Genomic DNA, 20,382 nt, shown 5'->3' with positions numbered 1-20,382 from the left:
TTAACGCTGCTTGAGGCTCTGAACAGGCTTTCGCTTGACTGCGCGGCTTCGCGTCTGCAAACCGGGCGCGATTCTGCTCGTTCGAGGAAACCGCATCAGATGGCAGCCCTTTCGCCGCTCGCCCCGCAAACCTATCCGGACCTGCCCTCGATCGAGGGCGTCCGCTTCGCGGCGGGCGCCGCCGGCATCCGCTACAAGGGCCGCACCGACGTCATGCTCGTCCTGATGGACAAGGGCACCGAGGTCGCCGGTGTCTTCACCAAGTCGAAATGCCCTTCGGCGCCGGTCGACTGGTGCCGCGCCCGTCTGCCGGGCGGCAAGGCGCGCGCGCTTATCGTCAATTCGGGCAACGCCAACGCCTTTACCGGCAAGGCCGGGGCCGACGCGGTCAAACTGACCGCGACGATCGCCGCCAAGGCGCTGGGCGCGCCGAAATCGGAGATCTTCTTGGCCTCGACCGGCGTCATCGGCGAGCCGCTCGACGCCTCGAAGTTCGATCCCGCGCTGGAAAAGCTCGCCGCCAAGGCGAAGCCCGATCTCATGTTCGAGGCGGCGAAGGCGATCATGACCACCGACACCTATCCGAAGGTCTCGACCGCCACGGCCGATCTCGGCGGCGTCGAGGTGACGATCTGCGGCATGGCCAAAGGCGCGGGCATGATCGCGCCGGACATGGCGACGATGCTGAGCTTCATCTTCACCGACGCGCCAATCGCGGCGGCGGCGCTGCAGTCCATGCTGTCGAAAGGCGTCGAGGGCTCGTTCAACGCCATTACGGTCGACAGCGACACCTCGACCTCCGACACTTTGATGCTGTTCGCCACGGGCGCGGCGGCAAAAAGAGGCGCGCCGCGCATTGAGCTGGCGGCCGACCGGCGTCTCGCCTCCTTCAAGGCGGCGCTCGACAAGGTTCTGCTGGATCTCGCTCATCAGGTCGTCAGGGACGGCGAGGGCGCCCGCCATTTCGTCGAGATCACGGTGACCGGCGCGGCCTCGACGGCCGCCGCCAAACGCATCGCTCTTTCGATCGCCAATTCGCCGCTGGTCAAGACGGCGATCGCCGGCGAGGACGCCAATTGGGGCCGGATCGTCGCCGCCGTCGGCAAGGCCGGCGAGAAAGCCGAACGCGACCTGCTCGCCATCTGGTTTGGCGAGATCAGGGTCGCCCATCGCGGCCGCCGCGACCCGTCCTATGACGAGGCCGAGGTCTCCAAGCTCATGAAGGAGAAGGAGATCAAGATCTATGTCGAGATCGGCATCGGCACGGGGCAGGCGACGGTCTGGACCTGCGATCTCACCAAGGAATATGTCGAGATCAACGGCGATTATCGCTCGTGAGGCTTTTGCTCGTCGTCGCCTGCGCCCTGATCGACGCCGACGGGCGGGTGCTGATCGCGCAGCGCCCCGAGGGCAAGGAACTGGCGGGGCTATGGGAGTTTCCCGGCGGCAAGCTCGACGCGAACGAGCGGCCGGAGCAGGCGCTGATCCGCGAGCTTTTCGAAGAGCTCGGCATAACGGTCAAGGAGCCCTGCCTCGCGCCGCTGACCTTCGCCAGCCACGCCTATGAGGCGTTTCATCTGCTGATGCCGCTTTTCGTTTGCCGGCGCTGGGAGGGCTTTGTCGCCGCTCAAGAGGGGCAGGCGCTGAAATGGGTGTTTCCCAAGACTCTACGCGACTATCCGATGCCGCCGGCCGACGCCCCGCTGATTCCGGCGCTGATCGATCTGTTGGGGTAGGGCTGCGGCGAAGCCGGCGCGCCGAAATCCGACGCCGGTACATTATTCGTTAATGTTTCGCCTATGATGTGTAGGCGGCGTAACCCGTCTGGGCCAATGGACGCGCGCAGCCGCCCTTGCGGGAAGCCGTCCGCCTGGCTGGCGTCGATCGCAAGAGCCGCCTCGCCGCGAGGGGCCGGGCGCCTGGAAGAGGCGGCTAAACCGAAGGGCTCTGCGCTTGGTGCGTTTCGAGAATGTCGGCCTGCGCTACGGCATGGGCGCCGAAATTTTGAAGGACATCAGCTTCACGATCGAGCGGCAGTCCTTCCAGTTCCTGACCGGCCCTTCGGGCGCCGGCAAGACGACGCTGCTGCGCCTGATCCTGCTCTCGCTGCGCCCGACGCGCGGCCTTATCAGCCTGTTCGGCCATGACGCGCTCACCATCGACAAGGCCGGCGTCACCGATCTGCGCCGGCGCATCGGCGTCGTGTTTCAGGATTTCCGCCTGCTGGACCATCTCACCACTTACGAGAATGTGGCGCTGCCGCTGCGCGTGCGCGGCATGGACGAGGCGAGCTATCGCGGCGAGGTGACCGAGCTCTTGCACTGGGTCGGCCTCGGCGACCGCATGAATGTCCCGCCGGCTGTGCTCTCCGGCGGCGAGAAGCAGCGCGCCGTCATCGCGCGGGCGCTGATCGTGCGCCCGGAGCTCCTGCTTGCCGACGAGCCGACCGGCAATGTCGATCCGAGCCTTGCCCGCCGGCTGCTGCGCCTCTTCACCGAATTGCATAAATCCGGAACATCCGTGGTGATCGCAACCCATGACCTTGCGCTGATGGATCAGTTCGACGGCGCGCGCCGGCTCGTCTTGGGCGACGGCCGGCTGCATATTTTTGACTAGAAGAGATTTGGAGCGTCGCATGATTAGACTTGAACGTCCGATGCTCTTCTGCCGGAACGGGCGCTGGCATGGATCAGCTTGACGAAGAGCGGCATGATCTCGACGGCCGCGACGCCGCGGATCGTCGCAGACCGGCCGGGACCGTTTCGGCCGGGCTCTTGCGCCGCGCCCGGCTCGCCGCGATCAGCCTCAATGCGCGGCGCGCGCGCGCCCGCGATTCGCGGCGCGAGAAGGCGCTGGTGCCGGCCTCCTCGATCGCCGGCCGCGCGCTCGTCACCGTCATCGCCATCATGACCTTTCTGGCCGCTTTGACGGCGGGCGCGGCGATCCTGATCGCCGACGCCTCATCGTCCTGGCAGAACGAGGTCGCCCGCGAAATGACGATCCAGATTCGCCCCGCAGTCGGCCGCGACGTCGAAGCGGATCTGCGCAAGGCGGCTGACATGGCGCGCAAGGCGCCGGGCGTCGCCTCCGTGCGCCCTTTTTCCAAGGATGAATCCGAAGCCCTGCTCGAACCCTGGCTCGGCTCCAATCTTGATCTCTCCGAATTGCCGGTGCCGCGGCTGATCGTCGTCAATCTGAAGCCCGGCGCGACGCCCGACGTCACCGCGCTCGGCCGGGCGCTGGCGGAAGCCGTTCCCGGCTCGAGCCTCGACGATCATCACCACTGGATGCGCCGGCTCGCGGTTATGGCGAAGACCGTTGTCGTCGTCGCCGCGGTGATTTTCGCCTTGGTGCTGATCGCCATGATCCTGGCGGTCGCCTTCGCCACGCGCGGCGCCATGGCGGGAAACCGCGAGATCATCGAGGTGCTGCACTTCGTCGGCGCGGCGGATGATTACATTTCGCGTCAGTTCCAGCGCCATTTCTTCCAGCTGGGTCTGCGCGGCGGGATGATCGGCGGAGGCGCGGCGATTCTGATCTTCTATATGTCCTCGACGCTCGCGGTGTTCTGGCGCGCGACGCCGGGCGGCGATCAGGTCGAGGCGATGTTTGGCGGCTTCTCGCTCGGCGGGAATGTCTATATTGCGATCCTGCTGATTGCGGGGGGAATCGCCGTTGTCACCGGCATCGTGTCGCGGGTCATCGTGCTGCGCCATTTGCGCGATTTGAGCTGATGATCCTTAGCGGACGGCCGGGGTGACGATGAAGGCCTAACGCAAACGCTTGTCGGCGATGGAATAGAGCGTTCCCGTCTCGTTTCCGTCCTGCGGAAAAAGCGCGACGCCGACATTTGCGTGCAATGGAAAACCGACGCCGATAATCGCTTCGCGCATCGCAGCCTCGATACGGGAGATGATCGGCACGATCCGGGTCGCCACGGTTCCAGCCCGGAACAGGATTGCGAATTGATCGCCTTCGAGCCTTGCGATCAAGTCGCGCTCCCTGACGCAGGCGCCAAGTCTTTTCGCAAGAGTGAGGGCGACGTGTTCCCCGATGCCCCGGCCCTGCGTCCGATTAACCTCGTCGAGCCCATGCAGTTGGATGAGCATCAGCGCGGTTTCGAGACAGGCGCCCTTCGCTTCGTCGAGCGCATGTTCGGCCCGGCTCTCAAATTGCGCGCGGCTCGAAATAGAGGCGAGCGCATCGTTCTGAAGCGGCGTGATGTCGGTATGGAAGACAGCCGCGCCCGTGCGGCTCATGAAATGCTCGCCGATCGCGGTGATCTGAAAGACTTTTTGTTGGCGGCCCAACGAGCGGGAAAAGCTGTCGGTAAAGGCGGGAAGATGGCCCGAGAGAACTTTTGCGACGCCCTCTCGGATCGGGCGATCCTGCGAGAAACCGCGGGCGAGGGCCGTCTCGCAATTGGTCAAATAATTTTCGTGCTTGCCCGCGAGACTTCCACTGGAGGCCATAGCGTCCCAAGCGTTGTTGGTGCGGATGATAAGGCCGTTGGGAGCAAGAATCGCAATCTGCGCTGAGAGCGAATCCAGATCCAACAAGTTCAGCTCGTCGGAGGGTGCGTCCATCGTCAGCGGAATTTGCTCGTTATCAATAGTGAAATGCCCGTTATCCATAGTGAGCGAGCGCGAATCGCTGTAATTCCAAGGCATTTCGATCTCCTTTTACCGGAAAGAAACTGACGATAAAAAATGCAATTCTTTTTATCTGTGTGTTTAACTCGCCGGATATCTACAAGTTCCAATAAATTAGACTCTGGCGATTCTATACAAAAGCAGGGGAAATCAAGTTCTATAGACTTCTGATCTTTGATGTGTAGTAAATGTTGTATACAGCGCTGTAACGTCCGAAAAGTTGTGGCATTGTCGGCTGGCAGCTCGAATCCGGGCCTGCCAAGACTCACCAAGACTCCGGCTATAGTAGGCCAGCGCTTCCATCCGCTGCAATTTGTGCGGGTATGCAAAAATTGTCGCATTTTTAGTTGCATACGCAGTCGAAGACCGAGCGCCACGATTTCAGTCAACCCAGCAGCTCGACAGCAACCGCAGTTCAGCGATCTTGCCGGGGAATTAGGCCGAAATCGAATAGAGTTAGCTCTACGCCGGGCGGTGACGATAACAGTACCGCGCATCGTATAGCCGAGCGTATTGACCTTGGCGCGCCGAAGAATCCGTCTGGAAAAGCCTCGATTTCTCCCGTCAATATGGCCCTGAACGCATCCTAAGAGACGCCATTTCTTGCGAAATGGCTCTTCAGGATGAGGAGAACGGATTTTCCAAACGGTCTCTAAGGCACGGCAAATAGAGTTTGCTGAGCTTTTGGCGTTCTGCTTGGACGTCCAACGCCCTAACGCAAACGTTGATCTGCAGCGGAGTAGAGTTCCCGCGTTTCCTCGCCGTCCTGGGGAAAAAGCGCCACGCCGATGGTTGCGTGCAAGGGAACGCCAACGCCGATAACTCCTTCGCGCACCGCAGCCTCGATTCGGCATATGATCGGCACGATCCGGGTCGCCATGGTTCCGGCCCGGAAGAGGATTGCGAATTGACCGCCATCGAGCCTGGCGATCAAATCATGCTCCCTGATGCAGGCGCGGAGCCGCTTGGCCAGGATGCGGGCGACATGCTCGCCGATTCCCCGGCCCTGCGTTCGATTGACCTCGTCGATCCCATGCAGTTCGACGAGCATCAGCGCGGTTTCGAGACAGGCGCCCTTTGCGTCGTCGAGCACATGTTCGGCCCGGCGGAGAAATTGGGCGCGGCTCGAAACAGAGGCCAGCGGATCGCGCTGCAGTGGCGTGACGTCGGTATGAAAGATGGCCGCGCCCTTGCCGCTCGAAAAATGTTGGCCGATCGCCGTGACCTGAAAGATTTTTTGCCGGCGGCCCCAGGCGCGGGAAAAGCTGTCGGTAAAGGCGGGAAGACGCCCCGAGAGAACCTTCGCGACCCCCTCCTTGATCGGCCGGTCGTGGGAAAGACCGCGGGCGAGGGCCGTCTCGCAATCGCTCAAATAATTCGTATGTTTGCTCGCAAGGTTCCCGCTGGAGGCCATCGCGTCCCAGGACATGTTGGTGCTGACGATCCGCCCGTCGGGAGCAAGAATCGCAATTTGCGCGAAAAGAGAATCTAGATCCAACAAGTTTAGGTTGTGGGCGCGCGAGTCCATCATTGCCTGCGACTGCGCGTGATCAATAGTGACCGAAACCGGCTCGATGTAAGTCCAAGGCATTGCAATGTACCTCCGCCCGTAAACACTGACGAAAAAAAATTGCTCTGTATCTGCTGTATTTAACTCATTAACGAATTGCGAGTTCCAATCATTTAGACTCAGATAGCAAGCTGTAATCACCGCTATAAGAGTCTATGCCCAGGCGCACCAGAGCATTGTTGCGTAACAAGCGTGTATATCTTGCAATAGAATCCAAAAGGTTGTGGAGACCATCCAGGGAGGCCCGATCGAGACTTCCGAAACCAAGTCTACAGCGAGGTTGCGCCCTTTATCCGCTGCGAGGGGATGGCTATCTGAAGATCATCGCCGATTTCGGCGGCGCGCGCCGTTGAAGACGGAGGGCTGGGGAAAGATCACAAACCACGTCGCCGCGCGAAGCCGCCAGCAGGCCTATTTCTTCTTTTTCATCGCCGCCGTGACGTATGGTTTCTTGCCGGCCTGCGCCATCCAAGAAAGCACCTGGCCTTCGTCGAGTTCGTCTACGGCGGCCAACTCGACGCCGCGGGTGGCCTTGCCCATTCTGATCGGTCTCACTGGCGGTTCTGGTTGCAGTTCGTTACCTCGGATGAACATCAGCTTCAGGTGACCGACGAAGGCGCCGGAAGAGAAGCACCACCCATCGGGAACGCCATAGTAAGCCATTCCCCATTTCACCGCGCGTTTAAGGTCCGGCAGCGCCTTGGCGGCCAAGGCATCGACCTGTCTGGCGATGCTCTTCTGCGGTTCAGGAAGGCTCTCGATATAGGCAAATACCGGCTTGTCGCCTTCGGCCGCTTTCGCAGGACTCGCCTTGCCGGTCATCGCTACCAGAAGCTCGGCGCCTTTTGCCTGCGGCGTTCCCGCGTCCTTTTTTACTGTCATGGTCCCACCGATCTAATTCGTGATGTGACATCCGCGGTTCGGCTTGCCTCGACCCTCAACTGAATACAAGGGTGCGGCGCGACGATCGCGCCCACAGCGAGCTCCCTCGAATCAAGATCGAACGATCGCCCACTGAGCCTTGACAGGGAATTCCCCATACAAGGCTTTCCCCCTGTGCGATCGCGAAGATCCTCGAAATGGCGAAGATCTCATCCCAGCATTTGCGCGATCTGAGCTGAAGCGGCTCGGCCGCCGCCCTTCCCGTATAGACTTGGATATAGTATAGACAACGTCCTGAGGCGTTTGGCGGAAGGGATCGATGATGGGCGCGACGGACAGCAAAGCCGCAAGCGGCAGGCCGCGGGCGCTGTCGAAAAGCATTGGCGACGATGGCTGCCGGCACGATTTGGCTCCGGTCTCGGACGAGGAAGCAAAGCGCGTCGAACAGGCGATCTCCGCCTGCGTTGCGGATTTTTATGGCCAGGCGCGCAACGACGCATTGCTTGGGCCGGTCTTCAACGGGGCGGTCGCGGATTGGGACGTTCATTTGAAAATCGTCGCCGACTTTTGGTCGCATGCCCTGCTGAAGACCGAGCGCTACAAGGGTTTTCCCTTCCCCGTCCACACGCAGCTGCCGCTAAAGCCCGAGCATTTTCCGCGCTGGCTCGAACTGTTCGAGGTCAGCGCCAGAAAAATCCTTCCCCCCGAGTTCGCAGAGGCCGCGCTCGCGCGGGCGCAGCATATGGCGCGCAGCTTCATGGCCGGCGTTTTTCCCTTCACGGATAAGGACGGCAAGCCCGCACGGCGGCCGGGGTAAACTTTCGTTTGAAGGCGCGCCTGCGAGACGCGACGCGGCTGCTTACAACGGCACCCGCACCGTGGCGCGCAAGCCCCCCATAGGACTGTCTGAAAGCTGGATGTCGCCGCCGTGCGAGCGCGCAATGTCGAGCGCAATGGCAAGACCAAGGCCGGTGCCGGCGACATCCTGATTGCGCGCCTCATCGATGCGGAAGAACGGACGAAACACATCTTCGCGCGCGGCGGGCGGGATTCCCGGCCCGTCGTCGTCGACATGAATGATCAGGAAACGCCTGTCGCGCACGGCCTCGACTGCGACATGCTTTGCGTAATTCTGGGCGTTGCCGATAAGATTGGAAAGGCAGCGTTTGAAGGCGTCGGGCCGCAGGGTCACGATCGGCTCGCCGCTATAGGCGATGGCGACGTCGCGCCCCTCGCGCTCGGCGTCGAAGCGCAATTCCTCCAAAAATTCGATCATGTCTATTTTGACGGCGCGTTCGCCGGCCGCGCCCCGCGCGAAGGCGAGGTAGGCCTCTAACATGCGCTGCATCTCGGCGACGTCTTTTTGCAGCTCCTGCGTCTCTTCGCTGTCGGGCATCAGCGCCAGCGAGAGCTTGAATCGCGTCAGCACGGTGCGCAGATCGTGGCTGACCCCATTCAGCATGGTGGTGCGCTGTTCGATGGCGCGCTCGATGCGCCGCTTCATCTCGATGAAGGCGAAGCCGGCCCGGCGCACTTCTCTTGCCCCGCGCGGCCGGAATTCCGGATCGCGGCCCTTGCCGAACTCCTCGGCCGCGCCGGCGAGCGACAGAATCGGCTTGATCTGGTTGCGCAGGAAAAACCCGGCGACAACGATCAGCACGAAAGAGGTGCCGACCATCCAGAGCAGGAAGATGTAGGAGTTCGACGCATAGGCGGCGCTGCGGAAGGCGACGACGCGCAAAATGGCGTCGTCGAGCAGGATGCGGATCTCGATCAGATTGGAGCGCCCGACAGTGTCAAGCCAGAACGGGCGGCTGATCTGCTTGCGGATTTCGTTCGAAAGCGCGGCGTCGACAATGGAGAAGAAGGGTTTGGGCAGCGTCGGCGGCAGCGGACCCTTGGGCAGAAGCTCGGCGTCGATATTCAGCCGGTCCTGCGCGATGCGCATGAGCTTTTCATCGTCGCCCGGAAAGGTCTGATGCAGGTCGATCAGCGCGGCGATGTCCTGCGTCAGAGCCGTCGAGAGACGGTTGGTGACGAGCTGCCAATGGCGCTCCATGAAGACATAGGTCAGGACGCATTGCAGGATGATCATCGGCAGGATGACGATCAGCGCCGCGCGGGCGTAGAGGCCCTGCGGCAGCAGCTTCGTCACCCCGCGCCAAAATCCTCGCCACCATATACGCGGGCGCTCGAGCGAAGGGCTGAGTGAAAGGCTCAAAGCGCGTAGTCCTGGCTGTTGCCCGCGCCGCGTCGGCGTCAGCCGCGGCGAGGCGGAGATTCCCCCCGCCTCAATATAGCGATTGCGGCCGTCTCGCCAGCCGGCGGGTCAGCGGTCGACCAGCAGGCGGTATCCGGCCCCCCGCGCGGTCTGCAGATGCAGCGGATTGGCCGGATCGCGCTCGATTTTGCGGCGCAGGCGATTGACCTGGACATCGACCGTGCGCTCATTGCCCGCGGCGCCCGAGCCGGCCAGCGCCTCGCGCGGCACCGTCTCTCCGGCGTGCTCGGCAAGCAGCCGCAGCATCTCGCGTTCGCGGTCGGTCAGCCGCACGACCTCGTCGCGCTGGCGCAATTCGCCGCGATCGAGATCGAAGCAGAAATCGCTGAAGCGCACCTGCGTCACCGGCCCCGGCGCGGTCTTCGGCTGCGCGCGGCGCAGGATCGAGGCGATCCGCAGCGCCAGTTCGCGCGGCTCATAGGGTTTGCCGAGATAATCGTCGACGCCGGTCTCGAAGCCGCGAACCCGGTCGTCGGTCTCGGTGCGGGCGGTCAGCATGAGGATCGGCACATGGCCGAGGTCGCTGGCGTCCTGACGCAGCCTCGTGGCGAAATCGAAGCCGTTTTCGCCGGGCATCATCACGTCGAGGACGATGAGGTCGAAGGTCAGGCTCTTCAGGCAGGCCATCGCCTCCGCCGCGGTGCCGGCGGTGGTAATGCGATAGCCCTGGTCGGTCAGAAAGCGCGACAGCAGGGCCCGGATGCGACGATCGTCGTCGACGACAAGAAGATGCGCCGCGTCGTCGGCCGGGGCCGCGCTGCCTGCCGGCTCCTCTGCATTCATGATGCTCTCTCGCGGGTTGGGGCGCCGACGAGCGCCTCGACTTTGCAGCGCTCGCCAGGATCGATCATCGCCCGCAGCAGGGCGCGCGCCCCGTCCCGTGCGCCGTCCGGCAAACCGGCGAACACGCGGGCAAAACGCTTTGACTGCAGCCGCGCCACGTCGAGCGCAAGCGCCTCGCCGCGCGGGCTTGGGAACAAGCGGCGCTGGCGGCGGTCGCTTTCGCCCGGCACGGCGACGACATAATTCTGATCGAGCAGAAGCTTCAACACGCGATTGAGGCTCTGCTTGGTGATCTTCAGAATGTCGAGCAGTTCGGCGATGGCGAGCCCGGGGCGACGGGTCACGAAATGCAAAACACGGTGATGCGCCCGGCCAAGGCCGAAATTTTCCAGCAGATGGTCGGCGTCGCCGATGAAGTCGCGATAGGCGAAAAACATGAGTTCGATCAGCTCGAAGTCAGCTTCGCCACGCGGCTTTTGTTCTAAGGGGGCGATAAGCGCGCTTTCGCCCCAATTGTCCCGCAGCGCAGAGTCCACGCCGACTCCCTGGGTTCGAACGCGATCGAATCCTGACCGGACCGATCATGCTCTCTTTGAAATCTCTCGCAGGTTAGGCATGCCGCTTTTTTGGAAAGTCCGCAACTCTCCGCCCACGTCTCTCAAGGCGGGCGCAATGTTTCGCAGACATTCGGCAGGGCCAGCAAACGAATGGCGGCGAAAAAGCCGATCGATCACGTTACATTTCACGAAATTGCATTTTCCGATAATGTGCTCTTTACTTTTGCCGCGATGGTGGAAGAAAGCTTTTCGGCGCTGGCCGCAAGGCTCACGGTTTTGAGCGCGCGGGCGCATCGCGGCGGATCTGCGCGGAAGATTTGAGGAATAGCGATCAATGTCGGTTTTGCCCTTCGATCAGCGCGACGGATTCATCTGGCTTGACGGCGATTTCATTCCGTCCGCGGACGCCAAGCTGCATGTGCTGTCGCATGGTCTGCATTACGCGTCCTGCGTGTTCGAAGGCGAGCGCGCCTATGGCGGCCGCATTTTCAAATCGTCCGAACATTCCGAGCGATTTCGCGCCTCGGCCGAGCTGCTCGATTTCAAAATTCCCTATTCCGTCGCCGAGCTCGACGACATCAAGCAGCAGATCGTCTCGCGCAATAATTTCACCAATTGCTACGTGCGCCCGGTCGCCTGGCGCGGCAGCGAGATGATGGCGGTCGCCGCGCAGCAGGCGACGATCCATGTCGCGATCGCGGCCTGGGACTGGCCGAGCATGTTCGACATCGCGACCAAGATGAAGGGGATCAGGCTCGATATCGCCGAATATCGCCGGCCCGATCCCCTGACCGCGCCGTGCCGCTCGAAGGCGGCCGGCCTCTACATGATCTGCACCATCTCGAAGCATCGCGCCGAACGGCGCGGCTACGCCGACGCGATGATGCTCGACTGGCAGGGCCGGGTCGCCGAATGTACCGGCGCGAATATCTTCTTTGCGACGAACGGCGTGCTGCACACGCCGATCGCCGATTGCTTCCTTGACGGCATCACGCGGCGCACCGTGATCGACCTCGCCCGCCGGCGCGGGGTCGAAGTCGTCGAACGTCGCATCATGCCCGAGGAGTTGACGGGATTCGAGGAGTGCTTCATCTGCGGCACCGGCGCGGAAGTCACGCCCGTCTCCGAGATCGGTCCTTACAAATTCACCCCCGGCGCGATCGCCCGCGCCTTGATCGACGATTATTCCGCCGAGGTGCAGCCAAAGCAGAAGGCGGCCTAGCTATAGACCGTGGGGGGCCTGATTCTTGGCCCTGCCATTTTCGCCGCGGTCTTCGCCAGCGCGATAACCAGCCGCGAAACCGTTCGTGGCTCTTTGCGTCTGGCGTGTTTCGTGGACGGCCGTTTGGGCTTCGTCGCGGCTCGCGTTGGAATCTCTGATGCGTTGTTGGTAGTCGTTATGTGTTACGCTCGGTGTAACCGTCGCGAAACGAAGCTCGCAGATTTGGCGCAGGGAGACGGTATGACGACGCCAGCTAAAGTTAAAATAGCAATTGGAATTGCGACAGCCGGCCGCCGCGGCCTCATGGGGGAAACCCTAGCTGAAATTGCGCTCCAGAAGCGGCTGCCGGATTGCGTTTTCGTTTGTCCGGCCGGCGAGGATGATTTCGAACCGCCGGCCGATGGCCAAATGCCTTTTCCCCTTGTCGTGCTGAGAGGACCTCGTGGGGCTGCAGCCCAGCGAAACACCATTCTCGATGCAGCGCATGATTTCACAGTGCTGGTCTTCTTCGACGACGATTTTTTTCCGTCCACTTCCTATTTGAACGAGGTTGAGCTCTATCTCGTCCCGAAGTCTAGCGTCGTAGCTGTCACGGGGTGCGTTATCTCCGATGGAGCTACTGGAGCCGGGATCAGCGTGGAAGAAGCTCGCAAGACACTGGCTGAATTTGAACTCGGCTCAAAAATAAATGTCCAGGCGTTGGATGATCAAAGTGAGCACGTATACAGCCTCTATGGTTGCAACATGGCTTTACGTCTTGCGCCGATCTATCAACATAGCTTGCGCTTCGACGAAGCTCTTCCGTTGTACAGCTGGCTTGAGGATATGGATTTTTCAAACCAGTTGAAGCCATATGGCGATATCGTACGCACCGCGCGTCTGAGCGGAGTTCATCTTGGCCTCAAATCAGGCCGTACATCTGGGGTGCGCTACGGCTATTCTCAAATCGCCAATTCCTTCTATCTTTGGCGCAAAGGGACGTGCCGCCTGGACGTATTTCTAGGACTGGTCTCTCGAAATGTGATCGCTAACGTCATAAAATCGGCGCGGCCAGAGTCTTGGATTGATCGCTATGGCCGGGTTCGGGGGAATGCGCTCGCACTAGCCGATCTTCTGCGAGGACGCTTGCACCCGCAGCGGATTTTCGAAATTACGTGAGACTTGGCACATCGCTTCATCGGAACAACGCACTCAATGTGCAGGCGAGGCGGGCGGCCGAACAAACACATGTTTTCTAAATGGGGAGGTTGACAGGCCGCTCCCCAGTCTCTGTCGGCTTACGAGTCAAAGCCCGCTCGACTGCTGCCCGCTGCTTGGCGGCCGCGGCGCGGCTGGATTGGAGCATTTCTGTCGACATAGTCGGCCAGTTGCGACGGAGCGCTCGCTCTAATCGGCGCGGCGTTGAGCCGTTCTGATTCAAGGCCTGCCGTCGCGGATAGTTTTCGAAAACACTCGCGCCGACGCAAATGCATTACAAACGGGCTGGTGGCGCCAGATCGACGCCATCGCGCGGCGCTATTGATAGAAGCCGTTCGGCAGCCGGCCGTGAAAGGGCGTATTGCGGCAATGGCCCCAAGGTCCGCGCCACCAGCCGGGCGGGCAGCCATTGCCGTAATAGGCGTAGCCGCCGCCGGGAAGCGGACCGTAATAGGGCGTGTTCCGGCAATGGCCCCATGGCCCGCGCCAGGCGCCCGGGCCGCAGCCCTGCGCGACAGGAAGCAGGCGGGCCGATCCGCCGTCACCCAGAATTTGTCCGATCGGAGCGATCGGCGCAGCTCCAGCCGGCAGAAAGGCTGCGAGCGCAAGAAGGCTGGACGACGCCAGGGCGATAGAAGCATTCCGCATGGATCATCCCCGAAGAGCTTGCGCCAGGATTAGCCGCCCGGCCATGCGCGAGGCTTGCCGCGCCGAGAAAATTGGCTGGCTTCGCCGGCGCGGACAAGACGCGTTTTGCGCGAAAAGACCGCCTGATCAGGAGTGAATCTGGCGCTTCTCGACGGCGAGGGCGGCTTCGCGCACGGCTTCCGAGAGCGTCGGATGCGCGTGGCAGGTGCGCGCCAGATCTTCCGACGACCCGCCGAATTCCATCAGCACGCAGGCTTCGGCGATCAGTTCGCCGGCCCCCGCCCCGACGATATGGACGCCGAGAACGCGATCCGTTGTGGCGTCGGCCAAAAATTTAACGAAGCCGTCGGTCTGGCGCATCGCCCGCGCCCGTCCGTTGGCGGTAAAATTGAATTTGCCGACCTTATAGGCGATCCCTTTGGCGTTGAGGTCTTCCTCGGTCGCGCCGACCGCCGCGATTTCCGGCGAGGTGTAAACCACCGAGGGAATCACCTCATAATTCACATGGCCGTGCTGCCCGGCGATGATTTCGGCGGCGGCGATGCCTTCATCCTCGGCCTTATGGGCCAGCATCGGCCCGCGCACGACGTCGCCGATGGCGTAGACGCCGGGAACATTGGTCGCGAAGCGCTCGTCGATGATGATTCGGCCGCGCTCCAGCGCGACGCCGACCTTGTCGAGGCCGAGCCCCTCGGTCACGGGGCGCCGGCCAATCGCGACCAATACAACATCGGCCTCAAGGGTCAGGGAATCGCCGCCGGCGGCCGGCTCGATCGTGATTTTCAGGCGTTCGCCTTTCTCGACCTTCGTCACCTTATGGCCGAGCTGGAAGGTAAAGCCCTGTTTCTGCAGGATGCGCTGGAACTGCTTGGCGACTTCCGCGTCGATCCCCGGCAGAATCCGGTCCAGAAATTCGACGACGGTCACATTGGAGCCAAGCCTCCCCCACACCGAGCCGAGCTCGAGGCCAATGACGCCGGCGCCGACGACGAGCAGATCCTTCGGCGGCTGCTTCAGGCTGAGTGCGCCGGTCGAGGACACAATGGTCTCTTCGTCAATCTCGACGCCCGGGAGCGGCGCGACGTCGGAGCCCGTCGCGATCACGACGTTTTTCGCCGTAAGCGTCTGCTGGCCGCCGTCCTCAGCGGTGACCTCGACCGCGATCGCCCCTTCGGCGACGCTCTTGATCGCGCCGACGCCGAAGAAGGATTCGATTTTGTGCTTCTTGAACAGGAAGGCGATGCCGTTGACGTTGGCCGCAACGGTGTCGTCCTTGTGCTTCAGCATCGCCTTGAGATCGAGGGTGGGCTTGTCGACGACGACGCCGAGCGCTGCAAGGTGGTGGGCGGCCTCCTCGAATTTCTCGGAGGCGTAAAGCAGCGCCTTCGATGGGATGCAGCCAATGTTGAGGCAGGTGCCGCCAAAGGTCTTGGTCTTGCGCTTCTCGACGACGGCGACCTTCTGCCCAAGCTGGGCGGCGCGGATGGCGCAGACATAGCCGCCGGGGCCGGTTCCGATGACGATGAGATCGTAAGACATAGAGCCTCGCTAGAGCATGATCCCGGAAAACGGGTCGGCTTTTTGGACTGGATGGCAAATAAGAATTGGAGCGGGATTGGGGAAAGAGCGAAAGCCAAGCGCGGCGCACGCCCGGGAGGGCGTCCTTGTTCCTATGCCGCGCCGGCGACCGCCGTCATAGGAGCGTCTAAATTTCGAGCACCAGCCGGGCCGGATCCTCCAGCGCTTCCTTGACGCGCACGAGGAAGGTCACGGCTTCCTTGCCGTCGACGACGCGGTGATCATAGGAGAGCGCGAGATACATCATCGGCCGGATCTCGATCTTGCCGCCGACGGCCATCGGACGCTCCTGGATCTTGTGCATGCCAAGAATGCCCGATTGCGGCGCGTTGAGGATCGGCGTCGACATCAGCGAGCCATAGATGCCGCCATTGGTGATGGTGAAGGTGCCGCCCTGCATCTCCTCGATCTTGAGCTGGCCGTCGCGCGCCTTCTTGCCATAGGCGGCGATCGATTTTTCGATCTCGGCGAGGCCGAGCCCGTCGGCGTCGCGCACCACTGGCACGACGAGGCCCTTCTCCGAGCCGACGGCGATGCCGATGTGGTAGTAATTCTTGAAGACGAGGTCGTCGCCATCGATCTCGGCGTTGATCGAGGGGATTTCCTTCAGCGCGCCGACGCAGGCCTTCACGAAGAATCCCATGAAGCCGAGCTTCGAGCCGTGCTTCTTCTCGAACACATCCTTATATTTCGAGCGCAGCGCCATGACCTCGGTCATGTCGACCTCATTGAAGGTCGTCAGCATCGCCGCGGTGTTCTGGGCGTCCTTGAGGCGGCGCGCGATGGTCTGGCGCAGGCGCGTCATGCGCACGCGCTGTTCGCGATCGGCGTCGGCGGCGGGCGATGGGGCTCGCGCCTGTGCGGGCGCGGGGGGCGTGGCCGCCGCGGGGGCAGCGACGGGCGCTGGCGCGGGGCTCGCGCTTTTGGCCAGCACGTCGCCCTTCAGGACCTGGCCGCGCACGCCGGAGCCCTCGATAGCGCCGACATCGAGGCCCTTGTCGGCCGCGATTTTCGCCGCGGCCGGCGAAGGCGGCATGATCGGCAGGCTGCCGTCCGGACCTGGCTTGACCGCGGGCGCCTTTGCGTCGGCCTTGGCCGCTTCAGGTTTGGCCTCGGCTTTGGGCGCTTCGGCCTTTGCGTCAGCCTTGGGCGCCTCCGCCTTGGCCGGCGCGGCGCCAGAGTCGGCGATCTGCCCGAGCAAAGCGCCGACGGAGACCGTGTCGCCGTCCTTGACGATGATTTCGGCAAGCACGCCTGCGGAGGGGGCGTTGACCTCGAGCGTCACCTTGTCGGTTTCGAGTTCGAGCAGCGGCTCATCGGCCTTGACCGCGTCGCCCGCCTTCTTGAACCAGCGCCCGATGGTCGCCTCGCTGACGGATTCTCCCAAGGTCGGAACTCGGATTTCGATCGTCATTTGCCTACGCCCATGCCTTGCTGTCGTCCGGCGGCGCGCGTCGCGCGAGCGGAAGATATGTTGAGGAAAAGGCGCGGACCGCTCGATGGCGAGCGGCCGCGCCGGGAAAGTCGCGCGAGAGCGTTTTCCGACCAAATGAGCCCATTTGGCCAAAAAGAAATCGCTCCTGATCGATCAGGGCCCATAGACGTCGTCCATAAAGGCCTTCAGCTGGGCCAGGTGCTTTGACATCAGACCGGTCGCCGTCGCCGCCGACGCCGGGCGCCCGGCGTAGCGCGGCCGCGATGATTTGCCCCCGACCTGTCCCAGCACCCATTCGAGATAGGGATCGACGTGGTTCCAGGCGCCCATGTTCTTCGGCTCTTCCTGGCACCACAGCACCTCGGCCTGCTTGAAGCGCGACAGCAGATTGACCAGCGCCTTCAGCGGGAAGGGGTAGAGCTGCTCGACGCGCAGCAGATAGACGTCCTCGATCCCGCGCTTCTCGCGCTCTTCGAGCAGATCGTAATAGACCTTGCCGGTGCAGAGCACCACGCGGCGGATCTCGGCGTCCGGCTTGATCTTGTATTCGCTCGGGAATTTCTCGCCGTGGTCGCGCAGCACGCGATGGAACGAGGAGCCGATGATCATTTCGTCGAAACTGGAGACGGCGCGCTTGTGGCGCAGCAGCGACTTCGGCGTCATGAGGATCAGCGGCTTGCGGAAATCGCGCTTCAGCTGCCGGCGCAGGATATGGAAATAATTCGCCGGCGTCGTGACATTGGCGACCTGCATATTGTCTTCGGCGGTCATCTGCAGGAAGCGCTCGAGCCGCGCCGAGGAATGTTCTGGCCCCTGCCCCTCATAGCCATGCGGCAGCAGGCAGACGAGGCCCGACATGCGCAGCCATTTGCGCTCGCCGGCGGACAGGAACTGATCGAACAGCACCTGCGCGCCATTGGCGAAATCGCCGAACTGCGCCTCCCACAGCACCAGAGCGCTGGGCTCGGCGAGAGAAAACCCATATTCGAAGCCGAGCACGGCCTCTTCGGAGAGCATCGAATTGATGACCTCGTAATGGGCCTGTTCGTCGCGAATATGGTTCAGCGGAACATAACGCGCCTCCGTCTCCTGATCGTTCAGGACGGAATGACGCTGCGAGAAGGTGCCGCGCTCGCTGTCCTGGCCGGAGAGCCGGACCGGATGGCCTTCATCGACCAGCGTGCCGAAAGCGAGCGCCTCGGCCATCGCCCAATCGACGCCCTTGCCCGTCTCGACCATCTTGCGCCGGTTGTCGAGCAGGCGAGCGACGGTCTTATGCGCGGTGAAGCTGGCCGGGATGGCGCAGAGCCGCTCGCCGATCTCCTTGAGCCGCACGGGATCGACGCCGGTGCGGCCGCGCCGGTCGTCTTCGCCGGCGTTGGCGGGCTTCAGGCCCGACCAGCGGCCGTCGAGCCAGTCCGCCTTGTTCGGCTGATAGGCGTTGCCGGATTCGAATTCGGCTTCGAGGTGACTGCGCCAGTCCGCCTGCAGCTGGCTGATCTCGCCCGGCGCGACGACGCCTTCGGCCAGAAGCTTTTCGGCGTAAATGTCGAGCGTCGTGCGATGCGCGCGGATCTTCTTGTACATGATCGGCTGCGTAAAGCTCGGCTCGTCGCCTTCATTGTGGCCGAACCGGCGATAGCAGAACATGTCGACGACGACCGGCTTGTGAAATTTCTGCCGGAACTCGATGGCGATCTTGGCGGCGTAGACCACGGCTTCGGGATCGTCGCCGTTCACATGGATGATCGGCGCTTCGATCATCTTCGCCGTATCCGACGGATAGGGCGAGGAGCGCGAATAGCGCGGCGATGTGGTGAAGCCGATCTGATTGTTGACGATGAAATGGATCGAACCGCCGGTGCGGTAGCCCTTGAGGCCGGAGAGGCCGAAACATTCGGCGATGACGCCCTGGCCGGCGAAGGACGCGTCGCCATGCAGCAGAAGCGGCAGCACCTTGGTGCGGTCGACGACGTCATGCAGCTGGTCCTGCTTGGCGCGCACTTTGCCCAACACGACCGGATCGACGATTTCGAGATGGGACGGGTTGGCGGTCAGCGAAAGATGGACCGAATTATGATCGAACTCGCGGTCCGAGGAGGCGCCAAGATGATATTTGACGTCGCCCGAGCCCTCGACTTCGTCGGGCGTATAGGAACCGCCCTTGAATTCATGGAAAATGGCGCGATGCGGCTTGCCCATGACCTGGGAGAGCACGTTGAGGCGGCCGCGATGCGGCATGCCGAGCACGATTTCGCGGACGCCGAGCGCGCCGCCGCGCTTGATGATCTGTTCCAGCGCGGGAACCAGGGATTCGCCGCCGTCGAGGCCGAAGCGCTTGGTGCCGGTATATTTGACGTCGATGAATTTCTCGAAGCCCTCGGCCTCGATGAGCTTGTTGAGGATCGCCCGCTTGCCCTCGCGGGTGAAGGTGATTTCCTTGCCGGGCCCCTCGATGCGCTCCTGCATCCAGGCTTTCTCGGCCGGATCCGAAATATGCATGAATTCGAAGCCGATGGTGTCGCAATAGGTGCGGCGCAAGATCGGCAGCATCTCGCGGATCGTCGCAAATTCCAGCCCGAGCACATGATCGAGGAAGATCTTGCGGTCGTAATCGGCCTCGGTGAAGCCATAGGTCGCCGGATGCAGCTCCTCGGTGACGTTCGGGCGCTGCAGCTCGAGCGGGTCGAGATTGGCGTGCAGATGGCCGCGCATGCGATAGGCGCGGATCATCATCAGGGCCCGCACCGAATCGCGCGTCGCGCGCTGGACGTCTGCGCCGGATGTCGGAACGGAGCCCGGCGCCGGCTCCGCCGCGGGGGCGGGTTTGGCGCCAGGGGCGGCTTTGCCGTCGCGCGGCGCGGGCTTTTGCTCTTTGCCCCAGTCGCCGTCGAGCGCCGAGATCAGCTCGCCATTGGCCGCGATCGGCCAGTTCTTCGACCGCCAGCTCGGCCCGTTGGCGCTGGTCTCGACCGCGGCGCGGTCGTCGTTCAGCTGCGCGAAAAAGGCGCGCCACTCCGGATCGACCGAGCTGGGGTCGGCGTCATAAGCCGCCTGAAGCTGTTCGACATAGGCGGCGTTGCCGCCATAGAGGAAGGAAGATTGCAGGAATTCGGCGTTGGACGCGGAGCGGGCGGCGCCGGCGCCTCCCGAACCCCCCGCAGAACCTCCCGCCGATCCATTCGATTCTGTGCCGTTCTGGCGCGCCATTCGCGTCGTCCTCGAAATGCGCTCCGCCTCTTGCCGCCAGGCCCCGCGACAGCGCGTGAGCCGAGGCGGCGGGCGAATGCGTGCGTCTGATCAACAAGTCCTGCGGCCTATGCGACCGCCGGCCGCTTCAGGTCGAAATCAATTCAACGTCCGGCGCCGGAAGGCCGCCAAAGCGTCTCGTGAGAGCTGCGAGCCGCAAGGGCGCGCTCGCCTGAGCTGTTGTGAATATTTCTGGATTGGTCCGAAACCATCAACGCGATCGATTTCAAGAGTTTAGAGCCAAATGCGGGCAGAAAACCGGTTCTTGGCTTTTCCGCGGCGTCCTAGTCTTACCAAAGCCTTGAGGGCGGCGCCATACCGCGTTTTC

Annotated in this window: 17 protein-coding genes; 7 read left to right on the top strand and 10 right to left on the bottom strand. The window is 62.6% G+C overall.

Translation table 11 applies throughout. The annotated features are described in order from the left end of the window. The first annotated feature begins 99 nt into the window (after nucleotides 1-99). The 4 genes from argJ (at nucleotide 100) to MSIL_RS12845 (ending at nucleotide 3,734) form a co-directional block, all read left to right on the top strand. Complete coding sequence (gene argJ, locus MSIL_RS12860) at nucleotides 100-1,338, top strand: bifunctional glutamate N-acetyltransferase/amino-acid acetyltransferase ArgJ (RefSeq protein ID WP_012591514.1); 1,239 nt, start codon at nucleotides 100-102, stop codon at nucleotides 1,336-1,338. Next, complete coding sequence (locus MSIL_RS12855) at nucleotides 1,335-1,736, top strand: (deoxy)nucleoside triphosphate pyrophosphohydrolase (protein ID WP_012591513.1); 402 nt, start codon at nucleotides 1,335-1,337, stop codon at nucleotides 1,734-1,736. The genes argJ and MSIL_RS12855 overlap by 4 nt, the downstream gene beginning before the upstream one ends. Nucleotides 1,737-1,953: 217 nt before the next feature. Further along, nucleotides 1,954-2,616 carry a cell division ATP-binding protein FtsE gene (gene ftsE / locus MSIL_RS12850; RefSeq protein ID WP_012591512.1) on the top strand — a complete coding sequence of 221 codons (663 nt, stop codon included), beginning with the start codon at nucleotides 1,954-1,956 and terminating at the stop codon, nucleotides 2,614-2,616. A gap of 68 nt (nucleotides 2,617-2,684) precedes the next feature. Beyond that, the gene (locus MSIL_RS12845; protein ID WP_012591511.1) at nucleotides 2,685-3,734 is read left to right on the top strand and encodes a cell division protein FtsX; all 1,050 of its coding nucleotides are present in this window, start codon (nucleotides 2,685-2,687) and stop codon (nucleotides 3,732-3,734) included. 36 nt (nucleotides 3,735-3,770) lie between these two features. Here the strand turns inward: MSIL_RS12845 and MSIL_RS12840 are convergent, their stop codons facing one another. The 3 genes from MSIL_RS12840 to MSIL_RS12830 form a co-directional block, all read right to left on the bottom strand. After that, complete coding sequence (locus MSIL_RS12840; protein WP_244406127.1) at nucleotides 3,771-4,559, bottom strand: GGDEF domain-containing protein; 789 nt, start codon at nucleotides 4,557-4,559, stop codon at nucleotides 3,771-3,773. Between the two features lie 805 nt (nucleotides 4,560-5,364). After that, nucleotides 5,365-6,363 carry a GGDEF domain-containing protein gene (locus tag MSIL_RS12835; protein WP_244406126.1) on the bottom strand — a complete coding sequence of 333 codons (999 nt, stop codon included), beginning with the start codon at nucleotides 6,361-6,363 and terminating at the stop codon, nucleotides 5,365-5,367. A 270-nt stretch (nucleotides 6,364-6,633) separates the two neighbouring features. After that, the gene (locus tag MSIL_RS12830) at nucleotides 6,634-7,104 is read right to left on the bottom strand and encodes a DUF1801 domain-containing protein (protein WP_012591508.1); all 471 of its coding nucleotides are present in this window, start codon (nucleotides 7,102-7,104) and stop codon (nucleotides 6,634-6,636) included. Between the two features lie 319 nt (nucleotides 7,105-7,423). On the opposite strand from MSIL_RS12830, the gene MSIL_RS12825 reads away from it, so the two are divergent. Next, a complete protein-coding gene (locus MSIL_RS12825) occupies nucleotides 7,424-7,921 on the top strand; it encodes a group III truncated hemoglobin (protein ID WP_012591507.1) in 498 nt (165 codons plus the stop codon). A 42-nt stretch (nucleotides 7,922-7,963) separates the two neighbouring features. On the opposite strand, the gene MSIL_RS12820 is transcribed toward MSIL_RS12825, so the two are convergent. From MSIL_RS12820 to MSIL_RS12810, 3 genes are all read right to left on the bottom strand, one after another. After that, nucleotides 7,964-9,286 (bottom strand): ATP-binding protein, encoded by a 1,323-nt coding sequence (locus MSIL_RS12820; RefSeq protein ID WP_244406282.1) that lies wholly within the window; start codon nucleotides 9,284-9,286, stop codon nucleotides 7,964-7,966. Nucleotides 9,287-9,433: 147 nt separating this feature from the next. Continuing rightward, nucleotides 9,434-10,168 carry a response regulator transcription factor gene (locus MSIL_RS12815; RefSeq protein ID WP_012591505.1) on the bottom strand — a complete coding sequence of 245 codons (735 nt, stop codon included), beginning with the start codon at nucleotides 10,166-10,168 and terminating at the stop codon, nucleotides 9,434-9,436. Then, complete coding sequence (locus MSIL_RS12810) at nucleotides 10,165-10,704, bottom strand: MarR family winged helix-turn-helix transcriptional regulator (protein ID WP_012591504.1); 540 nt, start codon at nucleotides 10,702-10,704, stop codon at nucleotides 10,165-10,167. Before MSIL_RS12810 ends, MSIL_RS12815 begins: the two co-directional genes overlap by 4 nt. A gap of 355 nt (nucleotides 10,705-11,059) precedes the next feature. Here MSIL_RS12810 and MSIL_RS12805 point away from each other — a divergent pair, with 355 nt between their 5' ends. After that, on the top strand, nucleotides 11,060-11,947 hold the full coding sequence (locus MSIL_RS12805) for a branched-chain amino acid aminotransferase (RefSeq protein ID WP_012591503.1): 888 nt from the start codon (nucleotides 11,060-11,062) through the stop codon (nucleotides 11,945-11,947). A gap of 240 nt (nucleotides 11,948-12,187) precedes the next feature. Further along, a complete protein-coding gene (locus MSIL_RS12800; protein ID WP_012591502.1) occupies nucleotides 12,188-13,105 on the top strand; it encodes a hypothetical protein in 918 nt (305 codons plus the stop codon). Nucleotides 13,106-13,462: 357 nt separating this feature from the next. On the opposite strand, the gene MSIL_RS12795 is transcribed toward MSIL_RS12800, so the two are convergent. The 4 genes from MSIL_RS12795 to MSIL_RS12780 form a co-directional block, all read right to left on the bottom strand. Then, nucleotides 13,463-13,792 (bottom strand): GCG_CRPN prefix-to-repeats domain-containing protein, encoded by a 330-nt coding sequence (locus tag MSIL_RS12795; RefSeq protein ID WP_012591501.1) that lies wholly within the window; start codon nucleotides 13,790-13,792, stop codon nucleotides 13,463-13,465. A gap of 126 nt (nucleotides 13,793-13,918) precedes the next feature. Beyond that, nucleotides 13,919-15,331: a dihydrolipoyl dehydrogenase gene (gene lpdA, locus MSIL_RS12790; protein ID WP_012591500.1), complete on the bottom strand. Its 1,413-nt coding sequence runs from the start codon at nucleotides 15,329-15,331 to the stop codon at nucleotides 13,919-13,921. 166 nt (nucleotides 15,332-15,497) lie between these two features. After that, nucleotides 15,498-16,784: a 2-oxoglutarate dehydrogenase complex dihydrolipoyllysine-residue succinyltransferase gene (gene odhB, locus MSIL_RS12785; RefSeq protein ID WP_012591499.1), complete on the bottom strand. Its 1,287-nt coding sequence runs from the start codon at nucleotides 16,782-16,784 to the stop codon at nucleotides 15,498-15,500. A 174-nt stretch (nucleotides 16,785-16,958) separates the two neighbouring features. After that, nucleotides 16,959-20,015: a 2-oxoglutarate dehydrogenase E1 component gene (locus MSIL_RS12780; protein WP_012591498.1), complete on the bottom strand. Its 3,057-nt coding sequence runs from the start codon at nucleotides 20,013-20,015 to the stop codon at nucleotides 16,959-16,961. Between the last annotated feature and the right edge of the window lie 367 nt (nucleotides 20,016-20,382).

Source organism: Methylocella silvestris BL2, assembly GCF_000021745.1.
Classification (GTDB): Bacteria; Pseudomonadota; Alphaproteobacteria; order Rhizobiales; family Beijerinckiaceae; genus Methylocapsa; species Methylocapsa silvestris.
Note: the sequence above shows the minus strand (reverse complement) of the source record. Positions and strands in the feature narration are given on the sequence as shown.

What these genes read in the sequence shown, in the direction of transcription:
- MSIL_RS12845 (WP_012591511.1), top strand. Translation starts at nt 2,685, where the DNA reads ATGGATCAGCTTGACGAAGAGCGGCATGATCTCGACGGCCGCGACGCC.
- MSIL_RS12800 (WP_012591502.1), top strand. Translation starts at nt 12,188, where the DNA reads ATGACGACGCCAGCTAAAGTTAAAATAGCAATTGGAATTGCGACAGCC.
- lpdA (WP_012591500.1), bottom strand. Translation starts at nt 15,331, where the DNA reads ATGTCTTACGATCTCATCGTCATCGGAACCGGCCCCGGCGGCTATGTC.
- MSIL_RS12780 (WP_012591498.1), bottom strand. Translation starts at nt 20,015, where the DNA reads ATGGCGCGCCAGAACGGCACAGAATCGAATGGATCGGCGGGAGGTTCT.
- MSIL_RS12830 (WP_012591508.1), bottom strand. Translation starts at nt 7,104, where the DNA reads ATGACAGTAAAAAAGGACGCGGGAACGCCGCAGGCAAAAGGCGCCGAG.
- MSIL_RS12805 (WP_012591503.1), top strand. Translation starts at nt 11,060, where the DNA reads ATGTCGGTTTTGCCCTTCGATCAGCGCGACGGATTCATCTGGCTTGAC.
- MSIL_RS12815 (WP_012591505.1), bottom strand. Translation starts at nt 10,168, where the DNA reads ATGAATGCAGAGGAGCCGGCAGGCAGCGCGGCCCCGGCCGACGACGCG.
- odhB (WP_012591499.1), bottom strand. Translation starts at nt 16,784, where the DNA reads ATGACGATCGAAATCCGAGTTCCGACCTTGGGAGAATCCGTCAGCGAG.
- argJ (WP_012591514.1), top strand. Translation starts at nt 100, where the DNA reads ATGGCAGCCCTTTCGCCGCTCGCCCCGCAAACCTATCCGGACCTGCCC.
- MSIL_RS12825 (WP_012591507.1), top strand. Translation starts at nt 7,424, where the DNA reads ATGATGGGCGCGACGGACAGCAAAGCCGCAAGCGGCAGGCCGCGGGCG.
- MSIL_RS12795 (WP_012591501.1), bottom strand. Translation starts at nt 13,792, where the DNA reads ATGCGGAATGCTTCTATCGCCCTGGCGTCGTCCAGCCTTCTTGCGCTC.